Here is a 16719-nt window from a genome sequence, read left to right as displayed (position 1 = left end):
TCGAGATCGAGCTGGAAAAGGTCACCGACATCGCCCAGATCATGGGCTATGGCGTGATGTCCACGCCTGGGGTAGTGGTTGATGGCGTCGTCGTCCATTCCGGTGGCGTGCCGGGTCCGGATCAGGCGCGCGCTTGGTTGACGGCGGCATCACCAGGAGACACTCCACCAGGAGACACTCCGGCATGAGCAGTCAGTGCGAGGTCGCCGGCAAGCAGGCCGCCGGCGCCGAGATGGGCCTGTTCGAGCGCTACCTGAGCCTGTGGGTAGCGCTGTGCATCCTGGCCGGCATCGGCCTGGGGCATTTCGCCGCCGATGCCTTCCAGACCATCGGCGCGCTCGAGGTCGCCCAGATCAACCTGCCGGTCGCGGTGCTGATCTGGCTGATGATCATCCCGATGCTGCTGAAGGTGGATCTGACCGCCTTGTCGGGCGTGACCCAGCATTGGCGCGGCTCGCTGGTGACGCTGGTGGTCAACTGGGCGATCAAGCCGTTCTCGATGGCGCTGCTGGCCTGGTTGTTCATCGGCTGGTGGTTCGCGCCCTATCTGCCGGCCGGGCAGATCGACAGCTACATCGCCGGCATGATCATCCTCGGCGCCGCACCCTGCACGGCGATGGTGTTCGTCTGGAGCAATCTCTCGCGCGGGGAGCCGCATTTCACGCTCGCCCAGGTCGCCTTGAACGACCTGATCATGGTGTTTGCCTTTGGACCGATCGTGGCGCTGCTGCTCGGGCTGACGGCGATTGTCGTGCCCTGGGAAACGCTGCTGTTATCGGTGCTGCTCTACATCCTGGTGCCGCTGGCCATCGCGACCCTCTGGCGCCGGCTACTACTGCGCGCCGACCCGCAAGGCGGCTCACTGGCGCGGGTGCTGGAGCGCCTGCATCCGATCTCGCTGCTGGCCTTGCTGGCGACCTTGGTGCTGTTGTTCGGCTTCCAGGGCGAGCAGATCATCCAACAGCCACTGATCATCGGCCTGCTGGCGGTGCCCTTGCTGATCCAATCGGGGCTGATCTTCATCGTCGCCTACCTCGCCAATCGCTGGCTGCGCTCGCCGCATTGCATCGCCGGCCCCTCGTCGATGATCGGCACCAGCAACTTCTTCGAGCTGGCGGTGGCCACCGCCATCGCGCTGTTCGGCTTCGAGTCCGGCGCCGCGCTGGCGACCGTGGTCGGGGTGCTGATCGAGGTGCCGGTGATGCTGCTGTTGGTGCGCGTGGTGCTGCGCACGCAGCGCTGGTACGAGCGCGGAACAGGCATTCCGCCGAGCACCGAGCTGGCTCCCTTGACGGCTGCGGAGGCGCCATTGGGCAGCAGGTCCGGGATGACCCTTTCGCCCGATGCAGCCGACGCCTCGGTGCGCTGGGTGCCGGGCCAGGTGGTCGCAAACCGCATCGCCGAGCTGACCGCGCCGATCGGCGGACGGCTGCTCTCCTGCTCCGTGTACGAGGGCGATGCCGTCGATGCGGACCAGGAGCTGCTGCGCATTGCGCCGACGGCGGGCGCCAGTCATGGCGCGGAGGCGCCACCCGAGACCGCCGACGACGCCCAGACCTGGGTGCTGCGCGCCCCTTGGCAAGGCCTGGTGCGGCATGTCCACGCACCTGTTGAAGGACGTCTCGTGCAGCCTCAGGATGCGCTGATTGAGCTGATCGCGACCGACGGGATCGCCCTGCGCTTCAGCCTCGAGGAAACCGACGCCCTCTTGCTCGGTCCTGGCGATCGCATCGAAGCACGGTTCAGTCCTCAGGATACCGCCCTGACCCCGCTCAGCATCGCGCGCGCCTGGCCAGAGATCGATCCCGAAACACGAACCCGGCAATTCGAGGCCAACCTGCCGGCAAACCTCAATATGGCTGTCGGTTTATCAGCCCAGGTCCATATTTCCTTGACCTGATCCACCGTCAATCAGGAGGCTCCGATCACCAATGATGACCATCCGCACCCGCGTCCTGACCCTGGGCCTGGCCGCCGTCCTGATCGGCGGCGGCATGCTGCTGAACCGCTGGCTTGGCGGCGATGCCGCAGCGCCTTCGCTAACCCAAGAGCACGCCGGCCCCACACTCGCCGCGGCGCTCGCGCAGCCCCGTCCGACGCTGATGGAGTTCGGCATGGACAGTTGCGCGAGCTGTCGCGCGATGCAGCATCAGCTCGAGCGCCTGCGCAAGACCCATCCGGAAACGCTGCAGGTCGTCTCCATCAATCTGATGGAACAGCGCGACCTGGCCGAGCAGTGGCGTATCCGCGCCATGCCGACCCAGATCCTGCTCGATGCCGATGGCTCGGAGGTGGATCGGCATCTCGGCTTCATCTCGGCCGATGCGCTGCTCGGGCGCTTTGCCGACGCGGGCGTTGATCTCGGCGAGCCGGCGAACACAGCCCGATGAGTATGCTTGCCGCCGTCTCCGATGCGCTCGCCGGCGCGCCGTTGCTGGCGTTGCCAGCCGCCGTGACCTGGGGCCTGGCGAGCATCTGGCTGAGTCCCTGTCATCTCGCCGGCGTGCCTTTGATCGTCGGCTGGTTGGCGGCAACGCCGGCAACCGTGCCTGCGCCGAGTGCAAGGTCGGGCGAGAAGCCGCCACAAGCAGGCGCCATCACCAGCCCTCGCGTTGATCAGGGTGGCGGACGCGCCGCCATCATCCTCGCCTTCGGCCTCGGCACCCTGCTGAGCCTGATCCCGCTGGCCATCGCCGCGCTGCTGCTCGGGCGCATGGCCGGCGATCTCGGCTTCTCGGGGAATTATCTCGCCGCTGTCTTCTGCATCTTCGGCGGACTCTATCTGCTCGACTGGCTGCCGCTGCCGCAGCTCGGCCGCGGGCTGCCGCAGCCGGCCAAGCGCGGCCCTTGGACAGCGCTGCTGCTCGGGCTGGTGTTCGGGCTCGCGCTCGGCCCCTGCGCCTTCGCCTGGATCGCACCGGTGCTCGGTGTCGCCAGCATGCAGGCGGCAACCGGTTTGGTGTTGCCGAGCGTGCTGCTGGTGCTGTTTGCGCTTGGACATCTGGCTGGCGTGTTGCTGGCCGCCGGCTCGCTGTCGCTGGTGCAGCGTTGGCTCGATGCCCTCGGCAGCAATCGCGGGCTGGCGCTCGGCCGCGCCGCTTGCGGTGTGCTGCTGCTGGTGGTCGCCGGGGTGCTGATCGATAGCGCCTGAACCTGGCTGCGCGTCCGCTCCCATGCGCGGCCGCCGCGAACACCATTCGACTATTCAACGCATCGAGCACCCGCATCCATGATCAAGAACAGCCAACCCACCCGCTCCTTCGTCGCCTTTCTGGTGACCTGGTCGTTTCTGCTGCTCACCATCACCGGTATCGTGCTCTATGTCGTCCCGTACGGGCGCGTCGCGAATTGGACCTTCTGGACCCTCGGCGGGCTCGGCAAGGATGGTTGGGCTGAGTTGGCTGTTCGACCTCAACCATGCGGCCAAATCGCTGTGGTCGAGCGCACCAGGGCAAGAGCCGCCCTATGCGCGCGCCGAGGCCACACCGCTGCCGGTACTGGCGCAGCGACTCGGGCTCGATGCGGACGCGATGCGCGAGGTGCTGACAGCGGCCGGCATCAGCGTTGACGACCCCAACACCAACCTCGAGCGCATCGCGCGCGCCAATGACTCCACTCCGGCGGCCCTGTTCGCGCTGATACCGAAGCCAAAACCCGGGACCGCCGCCGCGCAGCAGCCGCTCGATCCGGCGCTGATCGAAGACCGCCTGGTCGGTACCGGGGTCGGCGGCAAGACCCTCGCCGACTTCGTCGAGGCAAACGGGCTCGACCTGGAGACCACCGCCGCGCGGCTGGCCGCCAGTGGCATCGAAGCCGACCCCGGCGAGACCTTGAAAGCCATCGCCGAGCGCTACTCAACCCGCCCGATCGAGATCGCCAAGGTCGTGCTGTCGCCAGCGTATCGGTTCCCATCGTCCCCTCTGAACGGAGAAACCCCATGAAGACAGTCCCCGCCTTACTGACCTCGGTCTGCGCCATCGCGCTCACGCTGCCGACGATCGCCAGCGCCTACGACAGCGAGCTTGCCACGCACATCCAGACCAACGTCACCGGTCGCATGGATCGGCAGTACCTGAGCGACACGCCACCCAAGATCGATGCCCCTGACCTGGTGGAAGCCCTGTCCAAGGGTCAGGACATCCTGCTGCTCGACATCCGCACTCCAGAGGAGCACGGGGTCGTCAGCCTAAGTCATCCGCGCGCCCTGTGGATTCCGCTTGACGCGCTGTTCAAGAGCGAGAACCTGGATCGCCTCCCGAGCGACCAGCAGATCGCCGTGGTCTGTCTCTCGGGTTATCGCGCCGCCCTGGCCACCGGACTGCTGCGGGCGGCCGGCTTCGAGGATGTTGTCTTCGTCAACGGCGGGCTCGCCGGACTGGTCCAGGCCTTCAAGCCCTCGACGCTCGCTCCGCAGGCCGGGCGCTGAACCGAGGAATAACCCATGAAAGCATTGGCACTGATCGCACTCCTCGCACTGATTGTCGCAGGCTCCCCAACCACGATGGCTGACGATGCTGACCTGGAACGCTACATCAGCACCTTCGACTACGCCGCGCGTAAGGAAATGAAGATCGACAGTCAGGATTTGATCAAGCTGCTAGAGCAAGGCCAGGCCCAGCTCATCGATATCCGTTTCAAGGAGGAGTTCGAGGCCTGGCGTGTCGGCCCAGCCACCAACATCCCATTACCCGAGTTGCCGGCGCGACTCGCCGAGCTGGATACCGAGAAGATCATCGTCGTCGCCTGTCCGCACAAGGACCGCGCCACCATCGCCATGGTGTATCTGCGCTCGCGGGGCATCCCGGCGAAGTACCTGACCGACGGCCTGATCGGTCTGGCCGAGAACCTGCGCGGCGACGTGGCTCGCAACTTCGTGCAGGCTTTGCCGCACTAGGCGAGGCTGCAAGACCCGGATAGGATGTAATCTGGATGATCAATCTCCTGATCATCGGAAGCTTCGTTGAATCACCAGTTGCCAGCGTGCCTCCGCATCGGGGAGTGCCTCGTCTTTCCGGCCGACAATCGATTGCACCGCAGCGAGCGCCGACTGAAGCTGGAGCCCAAGGTCATGGCGTTGCTGGTGCATCTGGCGGATCATGCCGGCCACACCGTCAGCCGTGAAGCGCTTTTCCGGGCGCTCTGGCCGAGTCTCGTCGTCAGCGACGATACCCTGACCCAGGTGGTGATCAAGCTGCGCAAGGCGCTGGCGGATATAGCCATTCGTCCTGACTCGCGGACCCAAAGATCCCGTGGGATCGGGATCTGACACCTATGACCAAGCGACTCTGCGGCGATGGCAGAGAATCACCGCAGCCAGAATAATCAGGCCGACCGCGCAGATCCCGCGACAAGCGCCTGCGCGTTCGCCATTCGCTTCAGAGCACCCGGCAGTCGCTCATCACGACCTTGGTCTGGGGGTAACCCTTGCGCGTGCCCTGCTCCTCCATCGCCTTGACCACGTCCATGCCCGAGATCACCCGGCCGAAGACGACATGGCGGCCGTCGAGCCAGGGCGTGGGCGCGACGGTGATGAAGAACTGCGAGCTGTTGCTGTTCGGGCCAGAATTGGCCATCGACAGCAGACCGGCTTCGCGGTGCTTGAGTTCGAAGTTCTCGTCGTCGAACTTGCGGCCGTAGATCGATTGGCCGCCTTTGCCGTTGCCTCGGGTGATGTCGCCGCCCTGGACCATGAAGCCCGGGATGATGCGATGGAATGGGCTGCCGGCGTAGCGCAGTTTCTTGCCCTCATCGCCGCGACAGAGCACCCGGAAGTTCTCGGCGGTCTTCGGCACCACGTCGGCGAACAGCTCGGCCTCGATGGTGCCGGCCGGCTCGCCGCCGATGGTCACGTCCATCGCCACCTTGGGGTTCTCGGCGAGCGCGGTGGCGCTGACCAGCATGAGCGTCGTACTGATCGCGGCGACAAAACCGGCGGCGGGAATTTTGGATCGGAGCATGGGGGATGTCCTCGCTGTGGATCGAAGGGAACGGGCACCAGGCCCTAGCGGGCCAGCATTCGAACAGATGCGCCCGGCAACGGCAAGGACGACCACGCCGGGACCCCGGGCGCCCGGAGGCAAAGGGACCGAGCACGCGCTCAACCACGACCCGGACGACGACGAAAGGCAAATGGTCACAAAGACGTCACCGAAGCTGAACCCGATGGTAAAGTTAAGCGTCTAACATCGCGCATCATGAGTAGAAAGCAACGACCCGAGGAGACCCTCGATGATGCCAAGGGAAAGACGTTATTGCGCCCGACACCGGTTCGAGCTGCCGGTCTATATCCGTTATCACAAACGCCCATTCCTCACCGCGACGGCGCGCAATGTCTCGGCCGGCGGGATGTTTCTATCGGTCAAGGCGCTGACCTTGCCCACCGGGACGCCGATCGAACTCGAGCTTCGGTGTCTTGGTAAGCGCTGGCTGCTGCCGGCCATCGTCATCCATGGGGATAACAGCGGCATCGGCGTCATGTTCAAGTCGCCGCAAAGCGCGTTGTTCCATGAGCTGATCCAGCAGGCCGACGCCTTGCCGCGACCGTTCGTCGCCGGCGACAGCGGCCAACCGCTGCGCGCCGTTATTGATAGATCCAGTGCGGCAACCAGGTCGCGAGCGCCGGAAACAGCCCCAACAACGCCAGCATCAGCAGCTGGATCAGGATGAAGGGCGCGACGCCGCGATAGATCTGGCTGGTCTGCAATGCGCGTGGCGCGACCCCGCGCAGATAGAACAGCGAGAAGCCGAACGGCGGGGTCAGGAACGAGGTCTGTAGATTGATCGCAATCATCACCCCGAGCCAGACCGGGTCCAATCCCATCGCCAGCAGGACCGGACCGACGATGGGCACGACGACGAAGGTGATCTCGATGAAGTCGAGGATGAACCCGAGCAGGAACAGCACCAGCATCACCAGCGCCACTGCGCCCACCGTGCCGCCTGGCAGATCGCTCAGGAACTCGGTCACCAACTCGTCGCCGCCGAAACCACGGAAGACCAGCGAGAAGATCGCCGCGCCGATGAAGATCAGGAACACCATGCTGGTGACGATGGTGGTCTGACGCACCACCGCGAACAGCGTCTTCCAGCCCAGTTGCCGATGCGCGGCGGCGAGCAGCAAGGCCCCCACCGCGCCAACCGACGCCGCTTCGGTCGGCGTCGCGATGCCGAACAGGATCGAGCCCAGCACCGCGACGATCAGCGCCAGCGGCGGCAGCAGCGCCTGGAGCACCCGCAACCAGAAGCGCGCATCGTGCCGGGGTCGCTCGGCCGCCGGGATGGCCGGTACCGCCTGCGGGCGAAACACCGCCACGCCGACGATATAGGCGATGTAGCCGGCCACCAGCATCAATCCCGGGATCAAGGCACCGACGAACAGATCCCCCACCGAAACCGCCGCCGGCGAGAAGATGCCCATGTCGAGCTGCGCCTGCTGATAGGCCGAGGAGAGCACATCGCCGAGGAGCACCAGCACGATCGACGGCGGGATGATCTGCCCCAGGGTGCCCGAGGCGCAAATGGTGCCGGCGGCCAGGCTCGGGTCGTACTGACGCTTGAGCATGGTCGGCAGGGACAGCAGTCCCATGGTGACCACGGTGGCGCCGACGATACCGGTGCTGGCCGCGAGCAACATGCCGACCACGGTGACCGAGATGCCGAGTCCGCCGCGCAGCGGGCCGAATAACAGCGCCATGGTCTCGAGCAAATTCTCGGCCACGCGCGAACGTTCCAGCATCACGCCCATGAACACGAACAGCGGCACCGCGATCAGGGTCTCGTTGGTCATCACGCCATAGACCCGGTTCGGCAAGGCCGCGATGAAGGCGGGATCGAAGTAGCCGAGCCATTCGCCGAGCCAGGCCATCGCCAGCGCGGTGCCGCCCAGCGAGAGCGCCACCGGATAGCCGAGCAGCAAGACGGCGCCGACCGCCAGCACCAGCAGGATCGGCATCAGCTCAGCCACGGCTGCCCCCCGCGACGAGCGCCTGGCTCGTCGCTGCCGTCGTCCGCCGGCGGTCGTGCTGGTTGACCGACCGGCGGCTGATCTCCCGGATCGATCTTGCCCTCATCCAAGGCGGCGTCGACACCGGCAATGCATAATCCAGTGCGCAGCACCCACACCAGCCCTTGCAGCAGCATCAACACTGGCATCACCAGCAGCAGCGTTTTCAACAGCCAGACGCCCGCAAGACCACCCGCCTCGCGCGAGCCCTCGCGGATCGACCAGGCATCGGCCACGTAGTCCCAGGACGCGATGAACAGGAACCCGCAAACCGGTGCCAGCAGGAGCAGGCTGCCGAGCAGATCGACCCAAGCGCGGGCGCGCGGCGAGAAGCGTTGATAGAGGATATCCACCCGCACATGACCATCCTGCTGCAGCGTGTAGGCGACGCCGAGCATGAACAGGGTCGCGAACAGATAGGTGATCGACTCTTGCAGCGCGATCGAGCCGACATCGAACCCATAGCGCAGCACGACGACCGCGAAGGTCACCAGCACCATCGCCAGCGCCAGCCAGGCCACCGCCGCGCCGACCGCGCGGTTGACCCAATCCAGACCGTCGGCCAGCCGCAACAGGCCGCGCGCGGGACCCGAGACGGACAGGTGGCTCATGTCATCGACCCCCTCGCTACCAACTGAACAGCAGCCATTGCGGCACCGAGAGCGCCGGCGCGCGGCGCTCCTCGCCATCGAGGATGCCGTCGCCATTGGTATCCAGCAGAAAATACGGCGGTCCCACGCTGGGTTGGACCTTGACCATGTAGACTTGGCCCTTGACCCGATACTCGTAGACAGTGCCCTCGTCGGTCTCGGTGATGGTGACCTCGGGCGCGCTGGCGCTATCGCCGGCATAGGGACCGGGGCTCGAGGGCACCTCGGGCGCGGACAAGAAGTCGCCTTGTCCCTCTTGCGCGCGCATCGCCGCCGGCGCAAGCACCAATGCGAGCGACAGCAAGGCCGCGAGGCCATGACGGGCGGATCTCGATAAGAAGGCGGATGCTGACATGGGCCTCGACCTCGATGCTGGATGCAAACGCCTAGTGTAGCTTGCGACCGGTCCCGACGCCCAATCCGGTGGCCGCGTCGACCGCTCATCCATCATCCACTGGAGTTGCCATGAAAGGCCTCAACCGACGGCAGCTCGAGGCCGTGCGCGACTGCCAAGGCCCGCTGCTGGTGATCGCCTGCGCCGGCTCCGGCAAGACCCGGGTGATCACGCACAAGATCGCCCATCTGATCGGCGAGCGCGGGCTCGCGGCGCGTTCGATCGTCGCGCTGACCTTCACCAACAAGGCCGCGCGCGAGATGAAGACGCGCGTCGGCCAGTTGCTCAAGGGCCGTGCCGGGCATGGATTGCGGATCGCGACCTTCCACACCTTCGGTCTCGAACTGCTGCGCCGCGAGATCGCCCACGGCACCCTGCGCCCCGGCTTCTCGCTGGTCGACCCGCAGGATGGCGAGCAGATCCTGAAGGAGCATCTGCGCGAGGCGGGCCTGACCGAGGCCACCAGCCCGACCGCGGCCCTGACGCGGATCTCGCACTGGAAGAACGCCATGCTCGACCCGGCCCGCGCTGAGCAACAGGCCGAGGATGCGTTCGAGGCCGGCCTGGCGCGGCTCTATGCCCGCTACGAACGCAGCCTGGCCGCCTACAACGCGGTCGACTTCGACGATCTGATCCTGCGCCCGGTGCGCCTGCTGCGCGAGGTGCCGGCGGTGCGCGAGTACTGGCAAGGCCGTATCCGCCATCTGCTGGTCGACGAGTATCAGGACACCAACAACGCCCAGTATGAGCTGGTCAAGCTCCTGGTCGGCCCCGACGGTGCCTTCACCGTGGTCGGCGACGACGACCAATCGATCTACGCCTGGCGCGGCGCGCGGCCGGAGAACCTGGCGCGGCTGAAGGACGACTTCCCGCTGCTCAAGGTGATCATGCTCGAACAGAACTACCGCTCGTCCGGGCGCATCCTGGCGCTCGCCAACGGCCTCATCGCCAACAATCCGCACCTGTTCGAGAAACGGCTCTGGAGCGCGCTCGGCCCCGGCGAGCGCGCGCGCGTGCTCAACTGCCGCGACGAGACCCACGAGGCCGAGCGCGTCGCCAGCGAGATCCTGCACGGGCATCGAACCAAGGGCCGCGCCTATGGCGACTACGCCATCCTCTATCGCGGCAACCATCAGGCGCGCCCGTTCGAGAAGGCGCTGCGGGCCTTGGGCATCCCCTACTTCCTCTCCGGCGGCACCGCCTTCTTCGCCCGCGCCGAGATCAAGGATGTGATGGCCTATCTGCGTCTGATCGCGAATCCGGATGACGATGCCGCCTTCCTGCGCATCATCAACGTGCCGCGCCGCGAGATCGGCCCGGGCACGCTGGAGAAGCTCGCCAGGGTCGCCGCCCAGCGCCAGAGCAGCCTGTTTCGCGCCTGCACCGATCTGGCCCTGGCCGAACTCGCCGAGCCTCTCGGCGAGCGCCCGCGCCGCCGCCTGGCCGAGTTCAAGGCCTGGATCGAACATTACCAACAGCGCGCCAGCGCTGATCCGATCGGCGCCGTGCGCGCCCTCATCGATCAGAGCGACTATCACGGCTGGCTCAAGGACAGCAGTTCGAGCCTGAAGGCGGCCGAGCGGCGCATCGAGAACCTGAACGAACTGATCGGCTGGCTCGACACCCTGCACAAGGACGCCTCGCGCGAGGGCGGCTTGCCGGAGATGGTCGCCCATCTGACGCTGCTAGACGTGCTCGAGCGCCAGGACGAAGCGGACGGCGGCGACCGGGTCTCGCTGATGACCCTGCACGCGGCCAAGGGATTGGAGTTCCCGGAGGTCTTCCTGGTCGGCATGGAGGAGGAGCTATTACCGCATCGCGGCAGCATCGAGGACGACGCCATCGAGGAGGAACGCCGCCTGGCCTATGTCGGCATCACCCGCGCCCGCGAGCGGCTCAACTTCAGCCTCGCCCGCCATCGCCGACGCTATGGCGAACGGGTGCTCTGCGAGCCGAGCCGCTTCCTCGCCGAGCTGCCGAGCGCCGCCTTGCACCAGGTCGATCAGGAGCCGGTGAGCGACGCGGAGCGACGCGAACGCGGCAAGGCGCACCTGGCGGCACTCAAGGGGTTGCTGGCGCGGCCGAGCTAAGGCGATTTCTGTCAAAGCCCAAGGATCCGGGCGAGGATTCAGCGCGCGACGGCGACGCGCCTCGCAGCAAGACGGCCACGCGCCATGGACGACCGCCGGCAATCGCGCTATCCTTGGCACGCTGGCAGTGACCAAGTCGTCAACCTTCACCGCTGCCAGCGCCCTTCCGCACGGTATCCGTCCTTGCGAACACGCGCCTGTAGCTCAGCTGGATAGAGTACTGCCCTCCGAAGGCAGGGGTCACAGGTTCGAATCCTGTCAGGCGCGCCATTTACAGTCGATCAGTGGCATGATCGTCGGCGATTCCCGTCAGCATCAGGCAGCCAGCGAAGCCCTATGCCAACCCTCATCGTCAAAACCAACGCCAGCATCGCACCCGATACCGTCGAGCCGATGATCAAGCGCGTCTCGGCCCGCGTCGCCGAATTGCTCGGAAAGCCGGAACGCTATGTGATGGTGATCCTGGAGCCAACGCCGACCATGTGCTTTGGCGGCGACACCAGCCCCCTTGCCTTCCTTGAGCTCAAGAGCCTTGGCTTGCCCGAGGATCGCACCCCGGAACTCTCGGCCGCGCTTTGTTCGCTGCTGCAAGACACGCTCGGCATTGCCCCCGACCGGGTCTATATCGAATTCGCCTCTCCGCCACGACATCTGTTCGGCTTCGACAGCGGAACCTTTTGACTCGCTCTTTCCTGCGCTCTAGGAGGCTGTCATGACGGTATCGAGTCTGTACGATCAAGACGTCGCTGCCTGGGCCGAGCAGCAAGCCGCATGGCCGTGCTCTTGGCCCACCTCCTCCGCTCTCTCGCTGCGGGCGAGCGCTTGGTGCGGATCGACACACCCTGAGCCGAGGAGTATCAGCGATGTCGACGCATGATGTTCGCCGACAAAGGCGTTCCTGCGTTGGGATCGTTCAGCCGTTACGAGTCTTCCAGGCAACCGCGCCCCATGATCGATTCGCTTGCGGCGGGTAAGGGTCGAACCCGCGAATCCTCAGATTTCATTCGTTGTGCCGGCAACGCTTGCCCGCCCGCGCGACTCATCGACCGCCAGCGCGACGACAAAGGCGGCGGCGAAGAACAGCGCACAGAACAGGATCGCGCCCTGGAGCCCGACCCACGCTTGCAGCAGCCCGACGCCGACCAGGCCGAAGGCGCCGGCGAGCTTGATCGACAGCCCCCAGAAGCCGAACAGCTCGGCGGCTCGCTGCGGCGGCGACAGCAGGCCGACCAGCGTCCGCCCGGCCGACTGACAGGAGCCCAGCGCCAGGCCGGCGGCCGCGCCGGCGAGCAGGAACAGGTGCTGCGCCTGCCAGTCGCTGCCGCTGAGGCGGTTGATCCATGCGGTCAGCGGCGGCGTCGCCCAGATCAGCAGGATGGCGACGATCCAGATCAGCAGGGTCGTGAGGTAGGTGCGCTTCGCCCCCCAGCGATCCTGGACCAGCCCGAAGCTCAGCGCGCCGAGGGCGGCGGTGATCTGGGTGACGATGAACATCAGCGTGCGCACCGATTCGTCCCAACCAATCACCTGGGCCCCGTAGATGAAGGCGTAGGCGATGATGACATAGAGTCCTGCCATCGCCAGCAACAAGGAGATCAGGAAGCGCGCGAGGTCACGCAACTCACCGAGGCTGTGTAACGTCCGCGCGACCCGGCGCAGACCGATGCCGACATAGCGGGTGCCGCTCGGCCGTCGCTGTGGCGTGCCGCGTTCGCGCAGCCAGAGGAAGGTCGGGATCGCGCAGACCAGGAAAAAGGCGGCGGCGAACGGGCCGACCCAGCGTATCCGCTCGAAGTTCTCGGCACTGACCTCGCCGAGCACGACCACCGCAAAGGCGGTCGCGCAGAGTCCGCCGATGTAGCCCAGCGACCAGCCCAGCCCTGAGACGCGCCCCATCTCCCCCGGCCCGGCGATGTCGGGCAGGAAGCCGGCAACGAAGGTCTCGCCCATCGAGTAGGCATAGTTGGACAAGGCAATGAGCAGGACGCCCAGCACGGCAAAGCCCGGCTCGACCCAGTAGAGGGCGGCGGTCGCCGCGACGGTGACGATGTAGCTGACGAAGAGAAAGCGTTTCTTGGCCGCGGCGTAGTCCATGATCGCCCCGCACGGCGGCGCGGTGACCACCACGGCCAGATAGCTGAGGGCGAGCGCGGTGCTCCACAGCAGATTGCCGAGCCGGTAGTCGTCCGTGCTGTCGCCAACGATGACGCGGGTGAACAGATCGCCATAGATGACAGTGACGATCAGCAGGGTATAGGCCTGGTTGGCGAAATCGAACATCGCCCAGCCGAAGACTTCGCGCCCGGAGGCTTGTCGTGTTGCCCAGACCATCTGGATCACTCAGCTGATGGGGCGAAACCGGCGACCCTGCGTCCCCGGGTGAACAACCCAGCCGCGTGCGGGGCATCCTCCCGCCAGGTCAGGGATGTTACGATCACCGATCTCGCCTCATCGGCCATGCTTGGCTATCCGCCCGAGGATTCGCCGGCTGCCGAGTTCGGCATCGCCGGCCCACGGCGCAGGATCACCTCTTGCGTTGGATAGGCGAAGTCGATACCCGCCTCCTCGAAGCGACGGTGGATGCCAAGATTGATGCCTTGCTGCACATCCATATAGATCGTGTAGTCCGGGCTCAGCACGTAGTAGACCACCTCGAACAGAAGCGCGAAGTCACCGTATTCGGCGAAATGCGCCCGCTCGAAGCGCGTGTGCGACTGCTCTTCGACGGACTCGCGCAGCATCTCGGGAATGCGCTCGAGCAACGCACGCGGGGTCTGATAGACGACACCGATGCGAAACGCGATGCGACGCTCCTTGAAGTGCTTGTAGTTATGGATGCGGCTGCTGAGGATGTCGCTGTTGGAGAGTACCACCTGCTCTCCCGAGAGGCTGCGGATGCGGGTGGTTTTGACGCCGGTGTACTCGATCACGCCGAGGGTGTCGCCCGTCTTGACGAAGTCGCCGACGCGGAATGGCTTATCGAGGATGATCGCCATCGAGCTGAAGACATCGCCGAGGATGTTCTGCAACGCAAAGCCGACCGCGACACTGCCGACACCGAGCGCGCCGAGCAGTCCAGCGACCGGGTACTGGAAATAGGCCAGCAACGAGACGACGACGGTGATCCAGATGCCGACCCGGATGAACACCATCATCACGCCATAGCCGGTGACGGTGGACGGGTCTTGCATCTCCTTGCGCGTGCGCTTGCGATTGAAGTAATCGGCCATCGCCGCATTCGCCCAGATGCCGAGCTGGATATAGAAGGCGACGATGAGCAGGTTCCAGAGCCAGTCCTTGACCGTCGGGCTCGCCAGCCCGGAGAAGACCATGGCGACGAAGAAGGCCGCGATCAGCACGAACAGCTGGCTGGTATTGCCGGCAATCGCCGACAGCGCCAGGCGCAGATCGCCGACATTGGCGGTCGGGCTCTTGGTCTTACGCCGTTTCAGGGCCTGGCGCGCGCCCATGCGGATCAGCGAAACGAACAGGAGCACGAGGAGAAACATCACCAGCGCCATGATCAGCTCGCCGACGCGAATGCTCTGATCGTCGATCACCAGCACCTCGGCCTCCCACCAGTCTGCCAGCGTCTCCTGCGCTTGCAGCAGTTGCAATGACAGGTTTTGCTCTTCAACCAAGGCCTCGACCTGCGGGCGCATGCCTTGCAGCAGCGCGATCAGCGCCTCCTGGGTTTCGAGCAGCTCACGCCCGTCACGCTCGGCCAGATCGTGCGCGGCGCTGCGCACCGCGATGGCTTCGCGCACATCATCGCTGACGCCGGCGTCGCGCAAACGGCGAGTCTGCGCAAGCTGGATCGAGCGCAGCGCATTCAACCGACTTTCGATGGCCTCCTTCTCATCGATCGCGGCGGTGGTCTCCATGATGAGCTCGCGCAACAAGTCGGCCAAGTCGAGTGCGTTCGGGTCATGCATCAACTGGTAACGCTGTTGCCACAGACGCTCCATCTGCTCGATGTTGGCGATCGCCGAGGCCAGATTGTCGACACCGGTGCGGGCCGCCGACAGCTCGTCCTGGCGCGCGGCGGCCCATTCCTCCAAGGCCGCTTGTTCGGCGGTGCCGTTGGCCTCGACCAGCTGCTGCCGCACGCGGTAGAGATCGGCCTCCGCCTGATCGCCAACGCGTTGCAGATCGCTGATCCGCGCCTGCATCTCCGCCTTGGTGGCCTGCAATTCCTGGAGCCGCGTATCGAGGAAATCGCGCGGTAGCTCGGCACGCTCCTCCAGATAGGCGATGCGCTCGGCCAATAGCTCCTGCTCCAGTTCCGCCAGCTGGCCTTGCCGGCGCGCCAGCTCCAGCGACCGTTCGGTCGCGGCGAGCTGTTGCCGCGCCAGCAGCTCGCCGAGACGGGCCTGCTCGAGGGCGTCGGCGAGCGCATCGCGTTCCGACGCCGGGCGATCCTCGGCCTCGGCGGCGTTGAGGCGATCGCGCGCAGCGCGACGCTCTCTGATGGCTGTCGTCAATGCCCGCTCGGTGGTGGCCTGACGCTGTTCGGCGCTCGCGACTCGGGTCGCGGCGACCTCCGCGAGCGAGCGCCGCAACGTGAGTTCCGTCCGCGCCTGATCCAGGAGCGAGACCGGAAACGGGGGTTCCAACGCGAATCCCTCCGTCTCGGCGGCTTCCAGCCGGTCTTGCAGACTGGCCTGTTCACGCTCGGATTCGCCGAGACGCTCGACCAGGGCGGCATTGCGTTGCACGACGAGTCGCAGATCGTTTAACAACTCGAGGCGCTGTTCGAGCCTGGCGCTTCGTGTCGCTAGCGCACCGTCTTGCGCGGCCGTCGCCGCGGTGTCATCGGTCTCGGCGTCGTCGGTTTCGGCGTCGTCGGTCTCGGCCTCGTCGGTACCGGCGTCGTCGGTCTCGGCCTCGTCGGTACCAGCGTCATCGCTTCCAGCGTCATCGGTGCCAGCGTCGTCGGTTTCGGTGTCGTCGCTTCCAGCGTCGTCGGTTTCGGCGTCGGCGTCGGCATCCGCTGCTTCCTCTTCAGCGGCATCCGCAGCCAACTCGGATTCAACGGCAGCGGTTTCTGCGGCAGCCGCCTCGGCCATGGCCGCCTCCAGCGCCGCCGTGTTCTCGGCGATGCGCGCGTCGATCAACGCCAGCGCCTTCTCGAAATCGGCGGGCGTCGCCATCGGTTGCGGAAGCTCTGGAAGCCCAACCAGAGCGGGATCGAACGTCAGGGCTTGGCGACCATGCTCAATCGACCTGTCTGACGCCTGTTCCGGTTGCTCGGCGCCGGGCTCCGCCTCCACCGACTGTTCCGAGGCGGCCTCGGAGCCGCCAGCCTGGTCGGGCTCCGCGGCCGAGTCGTCTTGGGCCGCGACCGCCGCTGACAACACCCACAGGAAACAGGCAAGCAAGATCGGAGGAGATAAACCTAATACCATGACAAACGAGTACGAGCGAACACAGGAGGTCACGGGCGCCAGGGCGGCCAGACCGGGCGGGCCACCGAGCATGCCGCGAGGGAAATAGGGCCGAACTCAGCCGCCCTCCGCATCCGTCGCAGCTGCGGGCGCGAGAGCGGCCTGATCGGCCAAGGCACCGATCTCGCTCAGCAGC

17 protein-coding genes, 1 tRNA gene and 2 pseudogenes are annotated in these 16719 nt (G+C 65.9%); 14 read left to right on the top strand and 6 right to left on the bottom strand.

Annotated features, from left to right (window positions below):
* From ACLFQI_RS04730 to ACLFQI_RS04685, 10 genes and pseudogenes are all read left to right on the top strand, one after another.
* The coding region (locus ACLFQI_RS04730; RefSeq protein ID WP_410757722.1) for a thioredoxin family protein at window positions 1-188 on the top strand (188 nt) is incomplete at its 5' end.
* Window positions 185-1255: pseudogene (arsB, locus tag ACLFQI_RS04725) on the top strand (ACR3 family arsenite efflux transporter); the annotation flags it as partial. The gene ACLFQI_RS04730 and the pseudogene arsB, both read left to right, overlap by 4 nt.
* Before the next feature lie 72 nt (window positions 1256-1327).
* A complete protein-coding gene (locus ACLFQI_RS04720) occupies window positions 1328-1900 on the top strand; it encodes an HlyD family efflux transporter periplasmic adaptor subunit (RefSeq protein ID WP_410757724.1) in 573 nt (190 codons plus the stop codon).
* 34 nt (window positions 1901-1934) lie between these two features.
* A complete protein-coding gene (locus ACLFQI_RS04715; RefSeq protein ID WP_410757721.1) occupies window positions 1935-2390 on the top strand; it encodes a thioredoxin family protein in 456 nt (151 codons plus the stop codon).
* Window positions 2387-3151 carry a cytochrome c biogenesis CcdA family protein gene (locus tag ACLFQI_RS04710; protein WP_410757720.1) on the top strand — a complete coding sequence of 255 codons (765 nt, stop codon included), beginning with the start codon at window positions 2387-2389 and terminating at the stop codon, window positions 3149-3151. The genes ACLFQI_RS04715 and ACLFQI_RS04710 overlap by 4 nt, the downstream gene beginning before the upstream one ends.
* Window positions 3152-3229: 78 nt before the next feature.
* A pseudogene (locus ACLFQI_RS04705) lies at window positions 3230-3337 on the top strand (hypothetical protein); the annotation flags it as partial.
* A gap of 46 nt (window positions 3338-3383) precedes the next feature.
* On the top strand, window positions 3384-3941 hold the full coding sequence (locus ACLFQI_RS04700) for a hypothetical protein (protein ID WP_410757725.1): 558 nt from the start codon (window positions 3384-3386) through the stop codon (window positions 3939-3941).
* A complete protein-coding gene (locus tag ACLFQI_RS04695) occupies window positions 3938-4426 on the top strand; it encodes a rhodanese-like domain-containing protein (protein WP_410757719.1) in 489 nt (162 codons plus the stop codon). The genes ACLFQI_RS04700 and ACLFQI_RS04695 overlap by 4 nt, the downstream gene beginning before the upstream one ends.
* A 75-nt stretch (window positions 4427-4501) precedes the next feature.
* Window positions 4502-4894, top strand: coding sequence for a rhodanese-like domain-containing protein (locus ACLFQI_RS04690; protein ID WP_410757718.1), 393 nt, complete (start codon window positions 4502-4504; stop codon window positions 4892-4894).
* 66 nt (window positions 4895-4960) lie between these two features.
* Window positions 4961-5266: a winged helix-turn-helix domain-containing protein gene (locus ACLFQI_RS04685; RefSeq protein ID WP_410757717.1), complete on the top strand. Its 306-nt coding sequence runs from the start codon at window positions 4961-4963 to the stop codon at window positions 5264-5266.
* Between the two features lie 109 nt (window positions 5267-5375).
* Here ACLFQI_RS04685 and ACLFQI_RS04680 read toward each other — a convergent pair whose 3' ends face one another.
* Window positions 5376-5900, bottom strand: coding sequence for a peptidylprolyl isomerase (locus ACLFQI_RS04680; RefSeq protein ID WP_410757723.1), 525 nt, complete (start codon window positions 5898-5900; stop codon window positions 5376-5378).
* 328 nt (window positions 5901-6228) lie between these two features.
* Here ACLFQI_RS04680 and ACLFQI_RS04675 point away from each other — a divergent pair, with 328 nt between their 5' ends.
* Window positions 6229-6666, top strand: coding sequence for a PilZ domain-containing protein (locus ACLFQI_RS04675; RefSeq protein ID WP_410757716.1), 438 nt, complete (start codon window positions 6229-6231; stop codon window positions 6664-6666).
* Here ACLFQI_RS04675 and ACLFQI_RS04670 read toward each other — a convergent pair.
* Genes ACLFQI_RS04670 through ACLFQI_RS04660 form a run of 3 tightly spaced genes read right to left on the bottom strand, consistent with a single transcriptional unit; the run spans window position 6581 to window position 9007 of the window.
* Complete coding sequence (locus ACLFQI_RS04670; RefSeq protein WP_410757715.1) at window positions 6581-7963, bottom strand: TRAP transporter large permease; 1383 nt, start codon at window positions 7961-7963, stop codon at window positions 6581-6583. The two genes, ACLFQI_RS04675 and ACLFQI_RS04670, sit on opposite strands and share 86 nt — an antisense overlap.
* A complete protein-coding gene (locus ACLFQI_RS04665; protein WP_410757714.1) occupies window positions 7951-8613 on the bottom strand; it encodes a TRAP transporter small permease subunit in 663 nt (220 codons plus the stop codon). The genes ACLFQI_RS04670 and ACLFQI_RS04665 overlap by 13 nt, the downstream gene beginning before the upstream one ends.
* A 16-nt stretch (window positions 8614-8629) precedes the next feature.
* Window positions 8630-9007: a DUF2782 domain-containing protein gene (locus ACLFQI_RS04660; RefSeq protein WP_410757713.1), complete on the bottom strand. Its 378-nt coding sequence runs from the start codon at window positions 9005-9007 to the stop codon at window positions 8630-8632.
* Between the two features lie 110 nt (window positions 9008-9117).
* Between ACLFQI_RS04660 and ACLFQI_RS04655 the strand changes: the two genes are divergently transcribed.
* The 3 genes from ACLFQI_RS04655 (at window position 9118) to ACLFQI_RS04645 (ending at window position 11817) form a co-directional block, all read left to right on the top strand.
* Window positions 9118-11136: a UvrD-helicase domain-containing protein gene (locus ACLFQI_RS04655; RefSeq protein ID WP_410757712.1), complete on the top strand. Its 2019-nt coding sequence runs from the start codon at window positions 9118-9120 to the stop codon at window positions 11134-11136.
* A 193-nt stretch (window positions 11137-11329) separates the two neighbouring features.
* Window positions 11330-11406 (top strand) — tRNA-Arg (locus ACLFQI_RS04650).
* Window positions 11407-11472: 66 nt separating this feature from the next.
* On the top strand, window positions 11473-11817 hold the full coding sequence (locus tag ACLFQI_RS04645; protein WP_410757711.1) for a phenylpyruvate tautomerase MIF-related protein: 345 nt from the start codon (window positions 11473-11475) through the stop codon (window positions 11815-11817).
* Between the two features lie 312 nt (window positions 11818-12129).
* On the opposite strand, the gene ACLFQI_RS04640 is transcribed toward ACLFQI_RS04645, so the two are convergent.
* Window positions 12130-13467, bottom strand: a complete 1338-nt coding sequence (locus ACLFQI_RS04640) for an MFS transporter (protein ID WP_410757710.1) — start codon at window positions 13465-13467, stop codon at window positions 12130-12132.
* A 134-nt stretch (window positions 13468-13601) separates the two neighbouring features.
* Window positions 13602-16289, bottom strand: a complete 2688-nt coding sequence (locus ACLFQI_RS04635; protein WP_410757709.1) for a mechanosensitive ion channel domain-containing protein — start codon at window positions 16287-16289, stop codon at window positions 13602-13604.
* Between the last annotated feature and the right edge of the window lie 430 nt (window positions 16290-16719).

The organism is Halochromatium sp., assembly GCF_046541315.1.
GTDB lineage: Bacteria > Pseudomonadota > Gammaproteobacteria > Chromatiales > Chromatiaceae > Lamprobacter.
This window is presented reverse-complemented; position numbering and strand designations above follow the sequence as displayed.

Coding starts and splice junctions, on each gene's coding strand:
- ACLFQI_RS04695 (WP_410757719.1), top strand. CDS start 3,938: ATGAAGACAGTCCCCGCCTTACTGACCTCGGTCTGCGCCATCGCGCTC.
- ACLFQI_RS04715 (WP_410757721.1), top strand. CDS start 1,935: ATGACCATCCGCACCCGCGTCCTGACCCTGGGCCTGGCCGCCGTCCTG.
- ACLFQI_RS04635 (WP_410757709.1), bottom strand. CDS start 16,289: ATGGCGACGCCCGCCGATTTCGAGAAGGCGCTGGCGTTGATCGACGCG.
- ACLFQI_RS04655 (WP_410757712.1), top strand. CDS start 9,118: ATGAAAGGCCTCAACCGACGGCAGCTCGAGGCCGTGCGCGACTGCCAA.
- ACLFQI_RS04690 (WP_410757718.1), top strand. CDS start 4,502: ATGGCTGACGATGCTGACCTGGAACGCTACATCAGCACCTTCGACTAC.
- ACLFQI_RS04640 (WP_410757710.1), bottom strand. CDS start 13,467: ATGGTCTGGGCAACACGACAAGCCTCCGGGCGCGAAGTCTTCGGCTGG.
- ACLFQI_RS04665 (WP_410757714.1), bottom strand. CDS start 8,613: ATGAGCCACCTGTCCGTCTCGGGTCCCGCGCGCGGCCTGTTGCGGCTG.
- ACLFQI_RS04720 (WP_410757724.1), top strand. CDS start 1,328: ATGACCCTTTCGCCCGATGCAGCCGACGCCTCGGTGCGCTGGGTGCCG.
- ACLFQI_RS04680 (WP_410757723.1), bottom strand. CDS start 5,900: ATGCTGGTCAGCGCCACCGCGCTCGCCGAGAACCCCAAGGTGGCGATG.
- ACLFQI_RS04660 (WP_410757713.1), bottom strand. CDS start 9,007: ATGTCAGCATCCGCCTTCTTATCGAGATCCGCCCGTCATGGCCTCGCG.
- ACLFQI_RS04710 (WP_410757720.1), top strand. CDS start 2,387: ATGAGTATGCTTGCCGCCGTCTCCGATGCGCTCGCCGGCGCGCCGTTG.
- ACLFQI_RS04675 (WP_410757716.1), top strand. CDS start 6,229: ATGATGCCAAGGGAAAGACGTTATTGCGCCCGACACCGGTTCGAGCTG.
- ACLFQI_RS04645 (WP_410757711.1), top strand. CDS start 11,473: ATGCCAACCCTCATCGTCAAAACCAACGCCAGCATCGCACCCGATACC.
- ACLFQI_RS04700 (WP_410757725.1), top strand. CDS start 3,384: ATGGTTGGGCTGAGTTGGCTGTTCGACCTCAACCATGCGGCCAAATCG.